Raw genomic sequence first — 17944 nt, 5'->3', positions numbered from 1 at the left:
AGCTTGCGGTGCCAATGCGAACGGCCTCTGCCTCGCCGCACGGTGCTCGGACACGTCAGGCAATGACCAACCGGTCGGGCAACGAGCCTCGGCCCGCGCCTTGCTGGAGCGTCTGACAGGTCCCGCCAAGGGAACGCCAGCAACGAAGCAGCAACCGACTCGGAACTACGTTGGCGGCGTGATTGACATCTACGCAAAGAGAGCCGCCGCCGCAGTGCTAGCGCTGAGCTTGGCAGTATTCGGTTTGTCTGCCGCGCCCGTGGCTGCACACCCGACGCCTGAGCCGGAGTGCTCCGGGGAGACATACGCCGTAGTGGCCGCCGAAGGCGACGCTGCGATGGCGGAACTGATCGCGTCATGGCAGGTGCTTGATACGAAGTGCGTAGTCGAACCGGACGAAACGGACCGGATCGGATCGCACGAAGTCGTAGTGCTCGGCGGCACGAAGGCTGTTCAGGACTCTGCCGTAACCGGCTTGAACATCATCGTGAGGCTTGCCGGCGCGGATCGTGTCGCCACGGCGCGTGCTGTGCTTGAGTGGATCGACGCCCGCGCCGCCGTCGGCAGCGCGCAGCGGATCACCGCCGGCACCGGCGGCTCGTGCGCAATCCGCTCCGACAACACCCTCGCCTGCTGGGGTGTCACCGGCTCGGGCCTGCTCGACGCGCCGCCGGGGACCTACACCGCGGTCGCCGCCGGCGTGACCCATGCCTGCGCGATTCGCTCCGACAACATCCTCGCCTGCTGGGGCGACAACGACCTAGGCCAACTCGACGCGCCTGCTGGTACCCACACTGCGGTCTCCGTAGCCGGCGACGGGCGTGCTGGCTACGGCTATTCGTGCGCGATCCGCTCCGACAACGCCATCGCGTGCTGGGGCAACAACGAATACGGCAAGGCGGACCCGCCCGCTGGCTCCTACATCGACATCTCCGTCGGCCCCCGCCATTCGTGCGCGATCCGCTCCGACAACGCCATCGCGTGCTGGGGCAACAACGAATACGGCAACGCGGACCCGCCCGCTGGCTCCTACATCGACATCTCCGTCGGCCCCCGCCATTCGTGCGCGATCCGCTCCGATAACACGATCGCGTGCTGGGGCCGAAACAGATGGGGCCTGCTCGATGCGCCGGCCGGCACTTACACCGACATCGACGCCCACGCCCATTCGTGCGCGATCCGCACCGACAACGCCATCGCGTGCTGGGGCGGCGTCAATGTCACCGGAGCGGCGGACGCGCCCGTCGGTGCCTACACCGCGGTCGCCGCCGGCTCGTTCCATTCGTGCGCGATCCACTCCGACAACACGATCGCGTGCTGGGGCTTCGATGAACTCGGCCTGCTCGACGTGCCCGAGGGGCTGCGAGCAACCCCATAGCACCGCCCGCCTTCTGATCTGGGGCGCTGCGACTTAGCGCCGTTGCTGAGCTTGGCCCCGGTTTCCGTGCTGCCCCTGAGAGCGTTGAATTTGCTCGTTTGTCGGGGTTACCGCTTCTAAGCAGTTGTAGCTGTTTGCCGAACTATCGGCGGCTTTCGGTAGTGGCGTCGGTTGGACGGCGGTAGCGTCAGCGTCGATCGACGGTTCCCCAGTGCAGGGCTCGCTCGGGCGTCACGGGACCGGATCACTGGGTCGGGCGCCGAGGCTCGCCAAAGGAAATGCAGACTCACTTCGCGGCTCGAAGGCCGGAGCGAGTGCAGGCTGGAGCTTCTGAGGTAGCCATGTCGGACATGCCGGATCGTGCCTTGCTGGAGGCCAAGGAGCGGGACGAGTTGATGCAGATCGCCGCAGCGCTCGGCGTCGACATCGCCCCTGTGCCCGCAAGAACACCATCAACAGCGCGATCCTTGCGCCCGACGGTGGCGACAGCGAGGGCGATGGGGGAGTCGGATCCGAAGGACCTGTCGAGTCAGCGGAGTCCTCGCAAGCTCCGCCAGTCTCCAAGCGCACCCGAACTCCGGCGCCGCCGCCCGACGCTGACGCAGGTGTTGAGCCGTCGCCGGAGGACTCACGGGAGACACCCACTCAGAACGCGAGCGAGACCCCGCCGGACGACGGATGCTCCCGTCGGTGGTTGGGCCACGCCTATCGCTGTCATGTCCACCGCCCATCCGGCCAAGTTCGGCGAGGCGGTCCTCGAAGCCACCGGCTCCCAACCGGAGCTCCCGCCAGCGCTAGCGGCCCTCGCCGGCCGCGACGAATACGTCACGGTGCTCCCGAACGACCTCGCCAGCCTGCGAGAATTCGTCACAACCCGCTGCTCGCACTGACCGACGGACTCCGTGCCGACCGGTTTCGGGATAACCGGTGCGATCGGCGCCCACGCGCAGCGCATACGCGCTAGAGAGGGAGTGGATGCGACGGTATTGGATCAGTTGCGGAGCGCTGATGGTCGTCCTCGGCGTACTGATGCCGGTGGCATCGAGCGCACAGACCGACAGTGGTCCTGCTCCGGAGACCCCCAGCTCGCCGACGACGCCGGCGCCTACATCGCCCTGTCCTGACGATCAGCACGAGCACACCTACACGGGCAGCCCGTGGTGCCACAACGATCACACAGCCGAGAACGGCGACTGCCGTATTCATCGTCCCGACGGCACCCATGCGGACGGCCGCCATACGCACATTTACACGGGCAGTGCGTGGTGCCATAACGATCACACGGTTGAGAACGATGATTGCCGTACTCATCGATCTGACGGCACACACGCGCCCAACCCGTGCAGACCCGACCCCGCGACCGCGAAGTACATCATGCTGGCGCCTGGCGGCTCGCATGCCTGCGGCCTGCAGGTCGAGGGGACGATCGGCTGCTGGGGTTCGAGCGGTGTCGGCCAGACCGATGCTCCGTTAGGCACGTTCCGATCGCTCGCTTCAGGCGGCAGTCACACGTGCGCCGTTCGCACTAACGGCACCCTCGAGTGCTGGGGTTGGAACAAGCAGGGCCAATCGGAACCTCCCGACGGTGCGTTTGCCACAGTGTCCTCAGGCCCTGCGCACTCTTGCGGCTTGCGAGTCGATGGCACGGTCGCGTGCTGGGGTGACAACGACAGAGGCGAGGCGGACGCGCCAGCCGGACGTTTCACCGCTGTTGAGGCTGTCTGGGGCGCAACGTGCGGCCTGACCATCCGCGGCGAGATTGAGTGCTGGGGAGGCAACTTCATCGGGCGGAGGGGAGCACCCGCCGGGCCGTTCTCAGTGATGTCGGTCAGTGATGACGGCGGCGTGGTTTGCGGAGTGCGCGACGACGGCACGGCAGAGTGCTGGGGTCGCGACTATGCGCCTGTCTCCGAGCCGCCGTCTGGGGAGTTCACCACCATTGAGGCGAGCGGCTTTCACGCGTGCGGGCTGCGAGTTGACGGCACGGTCAACTGCTGGGGCAAGGATGATCTGGGCCAATCATCAGCACCGGCAGGACGGTTCAAGGCGATCACGGTGGGCAACGATCACTCGTGTGCTGTGCGCGTGGACGGAGCCGTCTTCTGCTGGGGGAATGTGAAGGAGTCCCAGGCCCAGCCTCCGGCCGGGCAGTTCACCGACGTCACTTCCCGGTGGGACCAGAACTGCGGCCTGCGCATCGATGGTGCAGCTGTGTGTTGGGGCGCGGGCTACGACCGCCGCGACATCGCGCCTGCGGGCAGGTTCAAGTCGATCGGCACAGGCGACTGGCACGCTTGCGGAGTACGTGACGGCGGCGCAGTCGAGTGCTGGGGGTGGAACTTTGCACGACAACTTGATGCGCCCGAAGGCCACTTCACCTCGGTCAGCGGCGGCAGCTACCACACGTGCGCGCTGACTGTTCAGGGAAGCGCCACCTGCTGGGGCGAGTTCGGCACTCCAGAAGCCCCCGGCTATTACAGCCCGGAGGAATCGTTTGACTCTCTCGACTCTGGAGGTAGCCGCGCGTGCGGCCTTCGCGCCAGTGGGACGGTCCTGTGTTGGGACGATAGGGGCCCGGTGGACGCGCCCTCGAAGCAATTCTCGTCCGTTTCCGTCGGCGTGGGGCATTCGTGCGGAGTCTTGACCGCTGGCGAGATTGAGTGCTGGGACTTCAATGACCGCGGCCAAGCCGAGCCGCCATCGGGGCAGTTCTCGTCGGTGTCTGCGGGCGAAGGGCTGTCGTGCGGGTTGCGCACCGACCACACCGTGACCTGCTGGGGCTGGAACCAATGGGGACAGACAAACGCGCCCGCGGGTCACTTCACCCAGGTAGTTGCGGGAGCTTGGCACGCATGCGCCCTCCGCCCCGACGGCGGAATCGTGTGCTGGGGCGACAACAACGACGGAGAACTCGAGGCGCCAGAAGGGAACTTCGCTCATCTGGCGATTGGCCGTAATTTCGCATGTGCGATGCGCCCGCAGGGCACCGCGGAGTGCTGGGGCAATGGCGGTCGCGGCAGATTCGCGCCCGCCCAAGAGGCTGCAGCGTCGGCAACGACACTGACCGGCGCACGCGCGCTGATAGATGTCAGTCTCACCCATGCCTGCGGGCTGGACGGTGACGGAACGATGACGTGCTGGGGAAACGTCGATGCTCAGCCGCCGTCATCGCAGTTCTCGACGCTGGCGGTAGGCGACAGGTTCTCCTGTGGCCTGCGCGCCAATGGCGCCATGACGTGCACGGGAGCGCTCGGCGAGATCGCCTTCGACGGCGGAGGTCGTCGTTACAAGTCGATCTCGGCCGGGACGTCCATGCTGTGTGCGCTTGGCGTCGACCGCGAGGTCGCCTGCTGGACCCGTGAGGATCGGGGATCTCACATCGCCGCGCCCGGCGGCACCTTCGTCTTCGTCACGGTCGGGCACCAATCTGGCTGCGGGATTCGTGACGATGGTTCGGTGGATTGCTGGGATTACCTGTCGACGGAGAATGGCCTCAATCAGGTCAACCCACCGGCGGGACCGTTTACGACAGTCTCGGTCGGACCGGACGGAGTTCTGGCGTGCGGCATCCGCGAGAATCAGACCGTCGCCTGTTGGGGTGATGACCATTTCAGCCGGACCAGGGTTCCTTACGGTCGCTATACGCAGCTCGCCATCGGCCGGAATCACGTTTGCGCGCTGCGAGCAACAGGCGACGCCGAGTGCTGGGGCAACGGGTCGTTCCCAAGAGGGCGCCCGCCGGACGACCGTTTGATCGCGATTGCTGCTGGGCAGGATCACACCTGCGGTCTGAGGCCGAATCGAACGCTGGTGTGCTGGGGCGACAACGACCAAGGACAGACCAAGGCGCCCAGCGGCAATTTCATTGCACTGGCGTCCATGGGTGACCGCACGTGCGCACTGCAAGCCGACAGATCTGCTGTGTGCTGGGGCAAAGGGTTCTCATAGCCCCCGCACCGCTTCTGCCCGAGGTGGCAATCCAAACGACTGCATTGCCTCCAACAGCCACTGGTAGCCGTCGGGAATCGTCGCCGGTAGCGTCAGCACTGATCGACGGTTCCTCAGTGCAGGGCTCGCTCGGGCGTCACGGGACCGGATCGCTGTGTCGGGCGCCAAGGCCCGGCACAGGAAACGCAGACTCATTTCGCGGCCCGAGCGGCGTCGCGAAAGCAGGCCGGAGCTTCTGAGGTAGCCATGTCGGACATGCCGGATCGTGCCTTGCTGGAGGCCAAAGAACGGGACGAACTGCTTCAGATCGCCGCGGCGCTCGGCATCGAGGTAACACCCCGTGCCCACAAGAGCACGATCATCAGCGCCATCCTTGCGCCCGAAGGTGCCAGCGATGCTGGCGGGGACGAGACAGAGGATCCCGCCGACGCCGACGCCGACGCCGACGCCGACGCCGAAACCGAAGCTCCCGTGGTCACGACACGCACCCGTACCCCAACACCGCCGCCCGAACCTGTCGCTTCGAGCGATGCCGGCGCCGATGCCGATGCCGATTCGTCCCCGGCCGTCGACGATCAGGACGCGCCAGCAGCGGATGCCAGCGATACGCAGTCCGACGATGAGGGATCCGGGCCCGATGTGCCAGTGGCCGAGGAAGGCAACCGCCGCAGCCGCCGCCGCGGTCGAGGCCGCGACGACGCACCGATTGTCGGCGAGACCGTCCATTGCGATGGCCTGCTGGACCTGCGAGACGAGGGCTACGGCTTCCTGCGCACCAACGGTCCGCTGCCTTCGGCCGACGATGTCTATGTCGCGGCCCGGCAAGTGCGTCAACACGACCTGCGACGCGGCGACCGGATCACCGGCGTCAGCCGTCCAGCGGCCCGCAGCGAGCGCAACCCTGCGCTGCTGCGTCTCGACACGCTCAATGGCGAGTCGCCGCCCGAACAACCTGACCGACCGCTGTTTGATGACCTCACGCCGGTGCTGCCCACGGACGCATTGCCGCTCGCGGGCGGACAGAGCGCAGGAACGCTTGCGGCCATCGACGACCTCGCCCTGATCGGAATGGGCTCTCGCGGCCTGATCACGGCGAGCGGGACGCGCTCTGCATCACCACTGGTGGCAGCAATGGCCGCTGCCATTGGCGACCAACATCCAGACATCCACCTGATCGTGCTGCTCATCGAGGAGCGGCCCGAGGACGTCACCGAGTTGACCCGCCGGCTGGAGACCTCGGGCGAGGTTCTGGCATCTACGTTCGACCGGCCGCCCGAAGAGCACCTCGCCGTGGCGGAGCTCACGCTGGAGCGCACGAAGCGCATGGCGGAGTCTGGAGACGACGTCGTGATCCTCTTCAAGGGATTGACGCGGCTTGCACGTGCCTACGCGGCAGGTGGGAATGGGCGACACCAGCCCGCCGACACTGTGGGTGCAGCCATCACGTCGACGCTGCGGTTCTTCGGAGGTGCCCGGAACCTGGAAGACGCCGGCTCCATCACCATGGTGGCAACGGTGCGAACGTCAACGGGCAACCAGGTCGACGACCTGGTGGCGGCGCGGCTGCGCGAGGCGGCGAACCTCGAGATAGCGCTCACTGGGGGTCTGCCCGGAGTCGCTGATCTGGAGGCCGGCGAGGTCTCCTTGGACCGCGACCGCAGCTTCAGCCTCGGTGAGCACCGTTGATCTGCACTCGATGCGGTTGCACCCCCGGCGCCTTAGGCTGATCGCCGCGGAACCTTCGAATCAGGGAACACGATGAAGAGCGACATCCATCCGAATTACCGGCCGGTGGTGTTTCGCGACGCCAGCGCCGACTTCTCGTTCCTCACCCAGTCCACGATCGAGACTAACGACACGATCGAGTGGGCCGACGGCAACACCTACCCGCTGGCCAACGTTGAGCTGTCCAGCGCCAGCCACCCCTTCTTCACCGGGCAAATGAAGATCGTCGACACGGCGGGCCGCGTGGAGCGCTTCGAGCGCCGCTACGGCCAGCGGAAGCGGCGGAGCTGAACGGGCCACCGGTTCGGCGCGGCCGGCGGGTGCTACGAGCGTCACCAATGGGCCGGCACCGCAGTCTCGAAACGCCCCACGCCTGAGGGCAGCCACCATGGCGCTCGACGCTGATCGCATCCGGGCCCTTCACGCGGCGAAGCTGCGAGCCCTGGCCCGTGCCGTGCTTGACGTAGATCTGGCCGAAGTCTCGGGCACCGATGACGGAGCCCTGGCCGTTGCCTCCGATGCCGAGCCGGCAGTGGTGTGCCTTGCCCAGGAGCGAACGCAGCGAGCGTTGGGTGGCGCGTTGGCGCTGGCGGTGCGCTCTGGTTGCGACGGCGTGCATGTCTTTGCTGAGAACCACAGCGACGTGCTCGCTCGGCGGGCAGCGTGCTTTGTCCCAGCACCGATCGTGTGGCAGATCGAAGGGTCCGGTGCCACCATCGCCGAGGCGGCGCCGCGGTCGACCGAGCCCCCACCTCCGCGTGCGCCCGAGCTGGTAGCGCTGCTCGGCGCTGCCGGTGTCGAGGTCACGGTCGAGCACGGCGTGATCACGGGCGAGGTGGAGGGTCTCGAAGTGGCCCGCATCGTCGCTGTGCCCTCCAGCGGCGACACGGGAGCCAGCGACGACGACGGCGATTCGGGCGATGTACGCGAAACCTCGGCGGAGTGGCAGATCGAGGTCGGAGTTGGTGCTCACGATCGCGAGGCCTTCTCGTTGCTGCACGCAGATGAGCCGACAACCGAGGCCATCCGTCGCGTCGCCGACATAGTGCGGAGCCATCGCACGCCGGGAGCGTCTCCCCATCCGCTCAACCGCATGGGTGCGGCTCGCTGGCTTCGCTCGCTGCTGATACGGCGACCCGATCTCGTGGGTGCAGGCAGGCTGCGAGCGGCGTCGTCGCCGCTGCCTCGAGGGGGTCCAAAGGACCCGGCGCCCGCTGTGGCCTACGGCCTGACGCCCGACGGCCGCCGCTTGGTGGTGGTGGTGTGCGTCGGCATCGACCTGGACGTGGTGCCGTTCGCAGCCGACGCTCGGTTGTTCCTCGATCCTGACGCCGAACTGGTGGTTGCGCTGCCTCGTCGCGACGCCCACGAGGTCATCGCAAACATGGCGGCTCGGCTTCGCAGGCCTGCACAGATCGTCGAGGTCGACGACGGGTGGCGCACTATCACCGCCATCGATCACTGATCCGCTCACTACCCCCGCAGTTAGCCTGAACGCGTGTTGGGCGCCCTCGAAGCCTTCGAATCTGAACGGCTTGTCGCGCTCGAAGCCGAGCGGGCCGAGCTGGAACGGAAACTCGGCGAAGGCGCTGCCTCGGGCGACCGAGCGCAGTTCGCCGAACTCGGCCGGCGCCTCGCGCGGATCGGCGAGATCATCGACGTCGCCCACGAGGCTCGAGATGCACAGGCCGACGCCGAAGCTGCCCAGGACCTTCTCGACGCCAGCGACGGCGACGATGCGGCCGAGGCCTCAGAGATGCTGGAGGTCGCGACCGAGCGAGCAGCAAGTCTCGACGAGCGGCTGAAGGAGCTGCTGCTGCCCCAGGATCCAAACGACGAGCGCGATGTCATCGTGGAGATCCAAGGGGCCGAGGGCGGCGAGGAAGCCAACATCTGGGCACGAGACCTGTTCGAGATGTACCGGGCGTATGTGGCCGCGCAGTCGGGATGGTCGTTCGAGCTGCTCGGCAGTCAGGACAGCGACATGGGCGGGTTTACCAACGTGACGTTCGCAGTGCGCGGACCCGGGGTGTGGCGGACGCTGAAGCACGAGGGCGGACCGCACCGAGTGCAGCGAGTACCGGTGACCGAATCCCAAGGCCGCGTCCACACATCGTCGGCGACGGTGAGCGTGCTGCCCGAAGCCGAGGAAGTGGACGTCGAGATCAATCCGAACGATCTCATCGTCGACACGTTCCGCTCATCGGGACCGGGAGGCCAGTCGGTCAACACCACCGATTCGGCGGTGCGTGTCACCCACAAGCCCACCGGGGTGGTGGTGTCGATGCAGGACGAGAAGAGCCAGCTTCAGAACCGAGCCAAGGCCATGCGGGTGCTGCGCTCGCGGCTCCTGCAGCTCCAGCAAGAGGCCCACGCTGCCGAGGTGGCAGCCCACAAGCGGGACCAGGTCCGCGGCGGAGGCCGCTCCGAGAAGATCCGCACCTACAACTTCAAGGAGAGCCGGGTCACCGATCACCGCGTCGGTGTCACGATCTACAAGCTGGACCGGGTGCTGGCCGGCGAGCTGGACGAGATCGTCGACGCTCTCGCGAGTGCTGAGCGCGAGCAGCTCTTGGCTGCTGCCGTCGCCGACGGCGGTGCTTGACACCGTCGCCGGGGGAGGGAACGGAGCTCGGTCATGGCCCATCCCGACGGGCTGACGCTGGGCGACCTGTACCGGGGACTGCGTGCGCAGTTCGAGGCTGCCGGTGTGCCCGAACCCGAGGTGAGCGCGCGCCGCATCGCGGCCGAAGCCAGCGGGCGCGACGCCGCCGAGGTTTCCCTGGCACCGCAGACGCCGATGACTGTGCGCATGGTGGCGCACGCCGACGCCATGGCCGCCCGTCGGGTGGCGGGCGAGCCGCTGCAGTACGTGCTCGGCAGCTGGGGTTTCCGCAAGCTCGACCTGGCCACCGACCGCCGTGCGCTCATCCCTCGCCCTGAGACGGAGGTGGTGGCGGGCATCGCCATCGACTGGCTCCAAAGGACAGTGCGCCGCCGGCGTCTGCCAGAAGTGAACGTGGCCGATCTGGGCACGGGGTGCGGCGCGATCGCTTTGTCGATTGCAATCGAGGTGCCCCAGGCCCGCGTGTTCGCCACCGACAGTTCAGCCGACGCGCTGGCGCTGGCGGCAGCGAACATGGCGGGCGCTGGACGCGCAGCCGCCCGCGTCTCGCTGCATCAAGGGAGCTGGTTCGAAGCACTCGAAGGACTGCACGTCGGGAACGACTGCGTGACCGAGCCCCGGTTCCAACGACTTGATCTCATCGTGTCCAACCCTCCGTATGTGGCCGACGGCGATGTGCTTTCCGCTGAGATCGACGACTGGGAGCCACACGAGGCGCTCTACGCCGGACCGGACGGACTCGACGTGGTACGCACGATTGTGCGTACCGCCCGCAGCTGGATGGCACCGGGCGGCCTGCTCGTGCTGGAGATCGCGACGGCACAGGCACCGGCGGTCGCGGCCATGGCGGTCGCGCGCGGTTACGAAGAGGTGCGAATCGAGCGCGACTTGGCGGGCCTCGATCGGGCGCTCGTTGCGTCGCGCCCGCGCTCTGAACCCGACGCATGGACCATTGACCAAGCGGCCGAACGGCTGCGCGCCGGTGAGTTCGTGGTCGCACCCACCGACACCCTCTGCGGGGTCATGGCCCGCTACGCCGACACCGACGCGGTCGCCCGTGTGTGCGACGCCAAGGAGCGTCCCCACAGCGAGCCCATGCCGATCCTGGTGTCGGGCCTCGAACAGGCCGACGAACTAGTGGAGCTGTCCCCACAAGCCCGCGCGCTCGCGCAGCGACACTGGCCTGGCGGTCTGACGCTGGTGGCGCGGCGCCGAGAGGGTCCAGACCCGTTGCACGGTCGGGAGACGCTCGGCGTCCGAGCCCCGGCGCTGGGCTGGCTGCGCTGGCTCATCGACGAGGTCGGGCCCGTCACCGGCACGAGTGCCAACCGTCACGGCTACGAGACGCCGGCCAGCGCCGTGGAAGCAGCTGCGAGCCTCGCTACGCGTCCGGGCGAGATGGCCTCGCCTGGACGGATCATCCGCGGACGGGCACTCGGGGGATTCGCCTCCACCGTGGTGGACGTCACCGGAGACAAGCCCGTTGTCCTGCGAACCGGTGCCGTGCCCGCCGAATCGCTCAAATTCCCAGAATTTCCCGAAGAATCTGGCGCCTGAGGGGCATCGGCGGCTGCGAGACTTACGCGGTGGCTCACGACAATTTCCCAATCACGCCTGCGCCAGTGATTGCGCTCGCCGCCGATCACGCCGGCTGGGAACTGAAGGACCGCTTGGCGGAACACCTCCGGGCCACCGGCTACGACATCGTCGACCTCGGCACGAACGGCCCCGAATCGGTCGACTATCCCGACTTCGGTGCAGCGCTCGGCGAAGCAGTCGCGGCTCGAACGGCAGAGCTTGGTGTGGCCGTGTGCGGCAGCGGCATTGGCATCGCCATGGCCGCCGGCAAAGTGGCGGGCATCCGGGCCGCCACGGTCCACGACGAGACCTCGGCCCGGCTGGCCCGCGAGCACAACGACGCCAACGTGCTCTGCCTCGGCGCCCACCTGCTCGATGCAGACCTGGCGACAGGTGCACTTGACGCCTTCCTTGGAGCGGCCTTCGAGGGCGGGCGCCACGAGCCGCGGGTCCGAAAGATCGACGGGAATCCACGCGGCCCCGCCCACCCGCGCTCTGCGAGCTGGGCGCCGCTCGGCGATCCCGAGATCGATGCGGTACTGGAAGCCGAGCTCGAACGCCAGATGAGCACGCTGCAGCTCATCGCGTCGGAGAACTTCGCCTCTCCTGCAGTGATGGCCGCGACCGGCAGCGTGCTCACCAACAAGTACAGCGAGGGCTACCCCCGCCGCCGCTACTACGGCGGCAACGCGAACGCCGACATCGCCGAGCAGCTCGCCATCGACCGGGTGAAGGGGCTCTTCGGCTCGGAGCACGCGAACGTGCAGCCGCACTCGGGCTCGCAGGCCAACGCTGCGGTGTACTTGGCGTTGCTCGACACCGGCGACACCGTGATGGGCATGAGCCTCGACCAGGGCGGTCATCTCACACACGGGTCGCCGGTGAACGTGAGCGGGCGGCTCTACAACTTCGTCAGCTACGGCCTGACGCGAAGCGACGAGCGGATCGACTACGACGCGATGGCCGAGCTGGCCCGCGAGCACCGGCCCAAGCTGATCGTGGCGGGCGCGACGGCCTATCCGCGCCGCATCGACCCGGTGCCGTTCCGCGAGGTCTGCGACGAGATCGGCGCGGTGTTCATGTTCGACGCCGCGCACATCGCCGGGCTGATCGTGGGCGACGTGCACATCAACCCGGTGCCGTACGCGGACATCGTCACCTTCACGACCCACAAGACGATGCGCGGACCGCGCGGCGGAACGATCCTGTGCACTCAGGAATATGCCAAGCGCATCGACTCAGCGGTGTTCCCCGGCAGCCAGGGCGGCCCACTTGATCACGCGGTTGCCGCCAAGGCCGTCGGCTTTGCCGAGGCAGCACGCCCGGAGTTCGCCCAGTACCAGGCCCGAATCGTCGAGAATGCAGCAGCGCTGGCTGACGCGCTTGGCAGCCACGGTTTCAGGCTGGTCTCGGGTGGCACGGACAACCACCTGCTGCTCATCGACCTGCGCACGTTCGATGCTGACCTGACCGGCAAGGTCGCCCAGGAAGCGCTCGACGCCGCGGGTGTCACGCTGAACCGCAACTCCATCCCCGACGACCCTCGCTCGCCGTTCGTCACGAGCGGCCTGCGGATGGGCACACCCTCGGTCACCACCCAAGGCATGGGACCGGCCGAGATGGCCCGAATCGCCGAGTTCACAGCACGGGTGCTGCGGGCCCCAGATGACGAAGCGATCATCACCCAGGTGCGCGCCGAAATAGCTGAGCTCTGCGCCGCTTTCCCGCCCTACAACCAGTAGACGACGCCCCCGCTGAATCGGTGCGATTCGCAAACAAGTTGGCGTCGAGTCGGTGAACCCGCGCCTCATGTGCGGAGGCTTGGTCTAGGCCGTAGATTGCGGGCGGCTTGGCTGGCGCTCGCCTCGTTAGTTCGTGCGGAAATGATCGCTGATCGGGGTGCGCGTCGGCACGCTTACCCAGGCATCGGAGACCCCCGGACCCATGCGACCGCACGCTGCGCGCGAAGAGAAGCGGACGAACCGCAGCCGCACCGGCAGTGAGGACGGCCTGGCCAAGGCCATCGAGATCGTGGCGACACCGGCGATCTTCGCCGCGGCAGGGTTTGGCTTGGATCGCTGGTGGGGCACTGGGCCGTGGCTCGCGCTGAGCTTCGGCGTGGTCGCGTTCATCATGAAGCTTCTCGTCGAGTGGTACCGCTACGCCGAACGCATGCAAGTTCACGAGGCAGACATCGCCGCCAGCCGTCCTTCCGGGCAGCGGGGCATCGATCGCTCTGCTGGCATCGACGAGCCGACATCGCTGCCGACTGGCGTCTCGCTCGAGGCCGACACCGCCTCGACGCCAACGCAATCATGACTCCGGCGACGTCCGACGAACGAGCCGAGACCGGCAGCGGCACGTATCCCGCCAGCGACGACGGCTCGCCAGAGCGCGACATCGCGTTCGACATGGCACGTCGCAGCCTCTGGGTCTTCCCTGCCTGGGTGATCGTCAGCGGATTCATCTGGGGCATGGGCGGGGCACTCTCATCAGCGCTGGGTTACGTGCTGGTCATCGGCAATCTTGCTGCGGCCGCGGCGCTGATGGCGTGGGGTGCACGCACCTCGCCGGTCGCACTCATGGGTGTCACGTTGGGTGGTTTCATCGTGCGTCTCGCGGCGCTCGCCGGCATCGTGCTCGCGGTCAGCCCGCTCGGCTTTTTTGAGCCCATACCCATCGCAATCACCATCCTCGCGAGCCACCTCGGTCTGCTCGCGTGGGAGATCCGATATGTTTCCCTGCGGCTCGCAGCCCCAGGCCTCGATCTTCAACGTCCCGGCAAGGAGCAGAAGTGAACTTGCTAGCGCTGACCTTCCCTGACATCGGTCACCTCTTGGAATGGCCGAACATCATTCCGGGTCTCGACGACTCGGTGTTCGCGCTGAACAAGGTCGGCATCATCTACATCTTCGCTCTCGTCGCTCCCGTGACGATCTTCGTGATGGCCAAGCGTCGTTACGAGCGGGCGGAGGTCATCTCGGCACCTCGTGGCATTCAGACGGTGGCGGAGACCTCCGTGACGTTCATCCGCGAGAACATCATCATGCAGACCATCGGGCCTGACGGCTTGCGCTACCTGCCGTTCCTGCTGACGCTGTTCTTCTTCATTCTCTTCTCGAACATCACCGAGGTGTTCCCGTTCATCCACTTCCCGGCCAATGCCCGCATGGCGATGCCGGTTGTCTTGGCGGTGCTCGTCTGGGTTGTGTTCAACGCCGTCGGCATCAAGAACCACGGCTTGTTCGGCTACCTCAAGAGCGTTGTGATTCCGCCCGGTGTGCCCAAGGCACTGCTGCCACTGGTGGCGCTCATCGAGTTCGTGTCCACATTCTTCGTGCGGCCCTTCTCACTGGCGGTGCGGCTCTTCGCGAACATGCTTGCCGGGCACCTGCTACTCGTGACGTTCGGCGTGCTCACTGCTGCGCTGTGGGACACGAGTCCATTGGCAGCCATCGTGTGGGCTCCATTCGTTGTGCTCATCGGCCTGACAGGCTTCGAGATCCTCGTCGCGTTCCTGCAGGCATTCATCTTCACGATCCTGGCCGCCGTGTACATCGGTGGCGCCTTGCACCCCGAGCACTAGGCCCGGAACCAGCCCAAACGATCCAGCCCGACCACCGGCCTCACCGTGCCTCAGCGCTGCGGCCCCTGCCTCATCAACCCTTACAACACAGGAGAAAACGAGTAATGGAATTGCTCGCACAAGCGGACAACGCACTCGACGGCCTGAAGGCGCTCGGCGCCGGCCTCGGCTATGGCCTCGCGGCCATCGGCCCGGGCGTCGGCATCGGCCTCGTCGTCGGCAACGCCATCACAGCGATGGCGCGCCAACCCGAGTCGGCGGGCATGGTCCGAACGACCATGTTCCTAGGCATCGCGTTCACCGAGGCCTTGGCCCTCATCGGTTTCGTGGTGTTCATCCTCCTCAACTTCGCGTAGGAGGCACACATGAGCGCCAATTTGAGCAATATGGCATCCGGCCTGCTCGCGGCGACCGAGGGCGAGGCCACCTCCAACCCGATCATTCCCGAGTGGAATGAGGTCATCTGGGGCTCGGCGGCTTTCCTCATCCTCCTCATCGTGATGTGGAAGCTGGCCCTGCCGCCGATCCGGCGCGCCATGGAGGCTCGTACCGAGCGCATCCAAGGCGACCTCGACGGCGCCGCAAGTGCCCGCTCTGAGGCCGAGGAACTGCGCATGCAGTACGACACCCGACTGGCTGAGGCCAATGCCGAGGCTGCTCGGATCATTGAGGAGGCCCGTGCGGCTGCCGAAACGGTCCGCCAGGAGCGTCTCGCGGCGATCGAACCTGAGATCGCCGAGCGCCGTGCCCAGGCCGAAGCCGACATCGAAGCGGCTCGAGCACGGGCCATGGCCGAGGTTCGGGCCGACATCACGTCGATCGCCGTGGGCGCCGCCGAGCAGGTGGTGCGCGCCAGCATCGACGAGGCGGCCCACGCCCAGCTGATCGATGACTACATCGCACGGGTGGGGAACTGAACGTCCCGCGTCACGCCCGTTGCCGCCCCCTGATCGGGGCCGGCGACCGGTGCGGCTCGGGACAGGAGATGAGCAGATGACCAGGATCGAACAATGAGCGAGCGAACCGAGGGGTACGCCAGCGCAGTTGTGGCGATCGCGCAGGCCGAGGACGTGCTCGACCGCGTGACCGAGGAACTGTCCGCAGTCGGTCGGGCCGCCGCGGAGAACGAGGAACTGCGCCGCGTGCTGACCGACCTCACGGTCCCGGCCTCGCGTCGCATCGGCATCATCGAGGACCTGCTGGCTGCGCAGGCGTCGCCAGTCACCCTCAACGTGGTGACGATGCTGGTCGGTGCCGGCCGCGGCGGCGAAATCGATGCGATCGCGGACGAAGCCCTCACGCTGGCGGCTGCCACGCGAGGAGAAGCGGTGGCCGAAGTCCGCTCGGCCGTCGCACTCACCGATTCCCAGATCGCCCGAGTTGCCGAAGCGCTCACCCGGGCCAGCGGCCGCAATGTGACCGTCCATGTCGTAGTGGACCACGAGATCATCGGAGGCTTGTCGGCCCAGATCGGCGACACCGTCTTCGATGGCTCAGTTCGCACTCGGCTCGACAAGATGAAGGAGCGCCTGTCGTGACCGACCTTTCCATCAACCCGTTGTCCATTGATACGGGCGATGTCACCTCGGCAATTCGCCGGAACCTCGAAGGTTTCGACCCGTCGATCGAGTCTGGCACTGTCGGGCGCATCCTCGAGGTGGGCGATGGCATCGCCCGCGTCTCAGGGCTGCCGGGCTGCTCGGTGAACGAGATCCTGGAGTTCTCCAGCGGAGACGTGGGTCTTGCACTGAACCTTGACGAGAATTCCATTGGCGCGGTCGTGCTCGGCAGCGTCGAGTCGATCGAAGAGGGCCAGGCCGTGAAGGCAACTGGCCGCATCCTGTCGGTGCCGGTCGGCGACGCAGTGCTGGGCCGCGTCGTCAACGCGCTGGGAGAGCCGATCGACGGGCGAGGCGAGATCACCGGCGCTATCGAGCGCCGCATGGAGATCCAGGCACCTGGCGTGATGGGTCGCAAGCCGGTGCACGAGCCGCTGCAGACCGGTATCAAGGCCATTGACTCGATGACTCCGGTCGGGCGAGGCCAGCGCGAGCTCATCATCGGCGACCGCAAGACCGGCAAGACGTCGATTGCCGTCGACACGATCCTCAACCAGGCGGGCCTCGGCGTGAAGTGCATCTACGTGGCGATCGGGCAGAAGGGTTCGACGGTTGCGCAGGTGGTCAACACGCTGCGGGAGCGCGGCGCCATGGAGTACACGGTCGTGGTCTCCGCGCCTGCTGGAGATGCTGCGCCGTTCAAGTACCTGGCTCCCTATGCCGGCTGCGCGATGGGCCAGCATTGGATGGAGAGCGGCGACCACGCACTGATCGTCTATGACGACCTCTCCAAGCAGGCCGAGGCGTACCGCCAGATGTCGCTGCTGTTGCGCCGTCCGCCGGGACGCGAGGCTTACCCGGGCGATGTGTTCTACCTGCACAGCCGGCTGCTCGAGCGTGCCGCCAAGCTGTCCGACGTCAACGGTGCTGGCTCACTGACAGCGCTGCCGATCATCGAGACGAAGGCCGGGGACGTCTCGGCGTACATCCCGACCAACGTGATCTCCATCACGGACGGCCAGATCTACCTCCAGGACGACCTGTTCAAGTCCGGAGTTCGCCCCGCGGTGGACGTGGGCATCTCGGTGTCGCGCGTGGGTTCTGCTGCGCAGACCAAGGCCATGAAGAGCGTGGCTGGCACCCTCAAGATCGACTTGGCTCAGTTCCGCGACCTCGAAGCATTCGCCACATTCGGCTCCGAGCTCGACGCCGTGTCTGCCGCCCAGCTGGGCCGTGGCTACCGACTCGTCGAGCTGCTCAAGCAAGGGCTCAACTCGCCCATGCCTGTCTCCGAGCAAGTGGTGGTCATCTACGCGGGCACCAACGGCTACGTGGACGGCATCCCAGTTGAGGACGTGAACCGCTACGAGACCGAGCTGCTGGCGTACATGAGCACCCGCCACAGCGCCCTGATGGAGGACATCCGTTCAACCGGCGCGCTTGACGAGGCGGCGCTTCAAGCGGCTCTGGAGGCATTCGGCGCCCAGTTCGTGACGTCGGACGCCGTAGGCAGCGAAGACACTGCCGTCGCCGTGGAGAGCTGA

General features: G+C 66.9%; 16 protein-coding genes. All 16 read left to right on the top strand.

Going from position 1 to position 17944, the window contains the following annotated elements; translation table 11 throughout:
- Positions 1-178 precede the first annotated feature (178 nt).
- The 16 genes from ACOQPH_RS11420 (at position 179) to atpA (ending at position 17944) form a co-directional block, all read left to right on the top strand.
- Positions 179-1378, top strand: a complete 1200-nt coding sequence (locus ACOQPH_RS11420) for an RCC1 domain-containing protein (RefSeq protein ID WP_420621513.1) — start codon at positions 179-181, stop codon at positions 1376-1378.
- A gap of 716 nt (positions 1379-2094) precedes the next feature.
- A complete protein-coding gene (locus ACOQPH_RS11415; RefSeq protein ID WP_420621512.1) occupies positions 2095-2268 on the top strand; it encodes a hypothetical protein in 174 nt (57 codons plus the stop codon).
- 85 nt (positions 2269-2353) lie between these two features.
- Positions 2354-5326, top strand: coding sequence for an RCC1 domain-containing protein (locus ACOQPH_RS11410; protein WP_420621511.1), 2973 nt, complete (start codon positions 2354-2356; stop codon positions 5324-5326).
- Between the two features lie 255 nt (positions 5327-5581).
- Positions 5582-7012, top strand: a complete 1431-nt coding sequence (locus ACOQPH_RS11405) for a hypothetical protein (RefSeq protein ID WP_420621510.1) — start codon at positions 5582-5584, stop codon at positions 7010-7012.
- 72 nt (positions 7013-7084) lie between these two features.
- Positions 7085-7342 (top strand): type B 50S ribosomal protein L31, encoded by a 258-nt coding sequence (locus ACOQPH_RS11400; RefSeq protein WP_420621509.1) that lies wholly within the window; start codon positions 7085-7087, stop codon positions 7340-7342.
- Positions 7343-7439: 97 nt separating this feature from the next.
- The gene (locus ACOQPH_RS11395) at positions 7440-8516 is read left to right on the top strand and encodes a hypothetical protein (RefSeq protein WP_420621508.1); all 1077 of its coding nucleotides are present in this window, start codon (positions 7440-7442) and stop codon (positions 8514-8516) included.
- Positions 8517-8549: 33 nt separating this feature from the next.
- Positions 8550-9656 (top strand): peptide chain release factor 1, encoded by a 1107-nt coding sequence (gene prfA, locus ACOQPH_RS11390; RefSeq protein WP_420621507.1) that lies wholly within the window; start codon positions 8550-8552, stop codon positions 9654-9656.
- A gap of 33 nt (positions 9657-9689) precedes the next feature.
- Entirely contained in the window at positions 9690-11234 is a 1545-nt protein-coding gene (gene prmC, locus ACOQPH_RS11385; protein ID WP_420621506.1) for a peptide chain release factor N(5)-glutamine methyltransferase, read from the top strand.
- A gap of 29 nt (positions 11235-11263) precedes the next feature.
- Positions 11264-12997 carry a ribose 5-phosphate isomerase B gene (gene rpiB, locus ACOQPH_RS11380; RefSeq protein WP_420621505.1) on the top strand — a complete coding sequence of 578 codons (1734 nt, stop codon included), beginning with the start codon at positions 11264-11266 and terminating at the stop codon, positions 12995-12997.
- A gap of 202 nt (positions 12998-13199) precedes the next feature.
- On the top strand, positions 13200-13574 hold the full coding sequence (locus tag ACOQPH_RS11375; RefSeq protein WP_420621504.1) for an AtpZ/AtpI family protein: 375 nt from the start codon (positions 13200-13202) through the stop codon (positions 13572-13574).
- The gene (locus ACOQPH_RS11370; RefSeq protein WP_420621503.1) at positions 13571-14053 is read left to right on the top strand and encodes an ATP synthase subunit I; all 483 of its coding nucleotides are present in this window, start codon (positions 13571-13573) and stop codon (positions 14051-14053) included. The genes ACOQPH_RS11375 and ACOQPH_RS11370 overlap by 4 nt, the downstream gene beginning before the upstream one ends.
- Positions 14050-14841 (top strand): F0F1 ATP synthase subunit A, encoded by a 792-nt coding sequence (gene atpB / locus ACOQPH_RS11365; protein ID WP_420621502.1) that lies wholly within the window; start codon positions 14050-14052, stop codon positions 14839-14841. The genes ACOQPH_RS11370 and atpB overlap by 4 nt, the downstream gene beginning before the upstream one ends.
- A gap of 104 nt (positions 14842-14945) precedes the next feature.
- Positions 14946-15197, top strand: coding sequence for an ATP synthase F0 subunit C (gene atpE, locus ACOQPH_RS11360; RefSeq protein WP_419554093.1), 252 nt, complete (start codon positions 14946-14948; stop codon positions 15195-15197).
- A gap of 9 nt (positions 15198-15206) precedes the next feature.
- Positions 15207-15758 (top strand): F0F1 ATP synthase subunit B, encoded by a 552-nt coding sequence (gene atpF / locus ACOQPH_RS11355; protein ID WP_420621501.1) that lies wholly within the window; start codon positions 15207-15209, stop codon positions 15756-15758.
- Between the two features lie 93 nt (positions 15759-15851).
- Positions 15852-16379: an ATP synthase F1 subunit delta gene (gene atpH, locus ACOQPH_RS11350; RefSeq protein WP_420621500.1), complete on the top strand. Its 528-nt coding sequence runs from the start codon at positions 15852-15854 to the stop codon at positions 16377-16379.
- Positions 16376-17944: a F0F1 ATP synthase subunit alpha gene (gene atpA / locus ACOQPH_RS11345; RefSeq protein WP_420621499.1), complete on the top strand. Its 1569-nt coding sequence runs from the start codon at positions 16376-16378 to the stop codon at positions 17942-17944. The genes atpH and atpA overlap by 4 nt, the downstream gene beginning before the upstream one ends.

It is taken from the genome of Candidatus Poriferisodalis sp., from assembly GCF_965221945.1.
Taxonomy (GTDB): domain Bacteria; phylum Actinomycetota; class Acidimicrobiia; order Acidimicrobiales; family Poriferisodalaceae; genus Poriferisodalis.
Note: the sequence above shows the minus strand (reverse complement) of the source record. Positions and strands in the feature narration are given on the sequence as shown.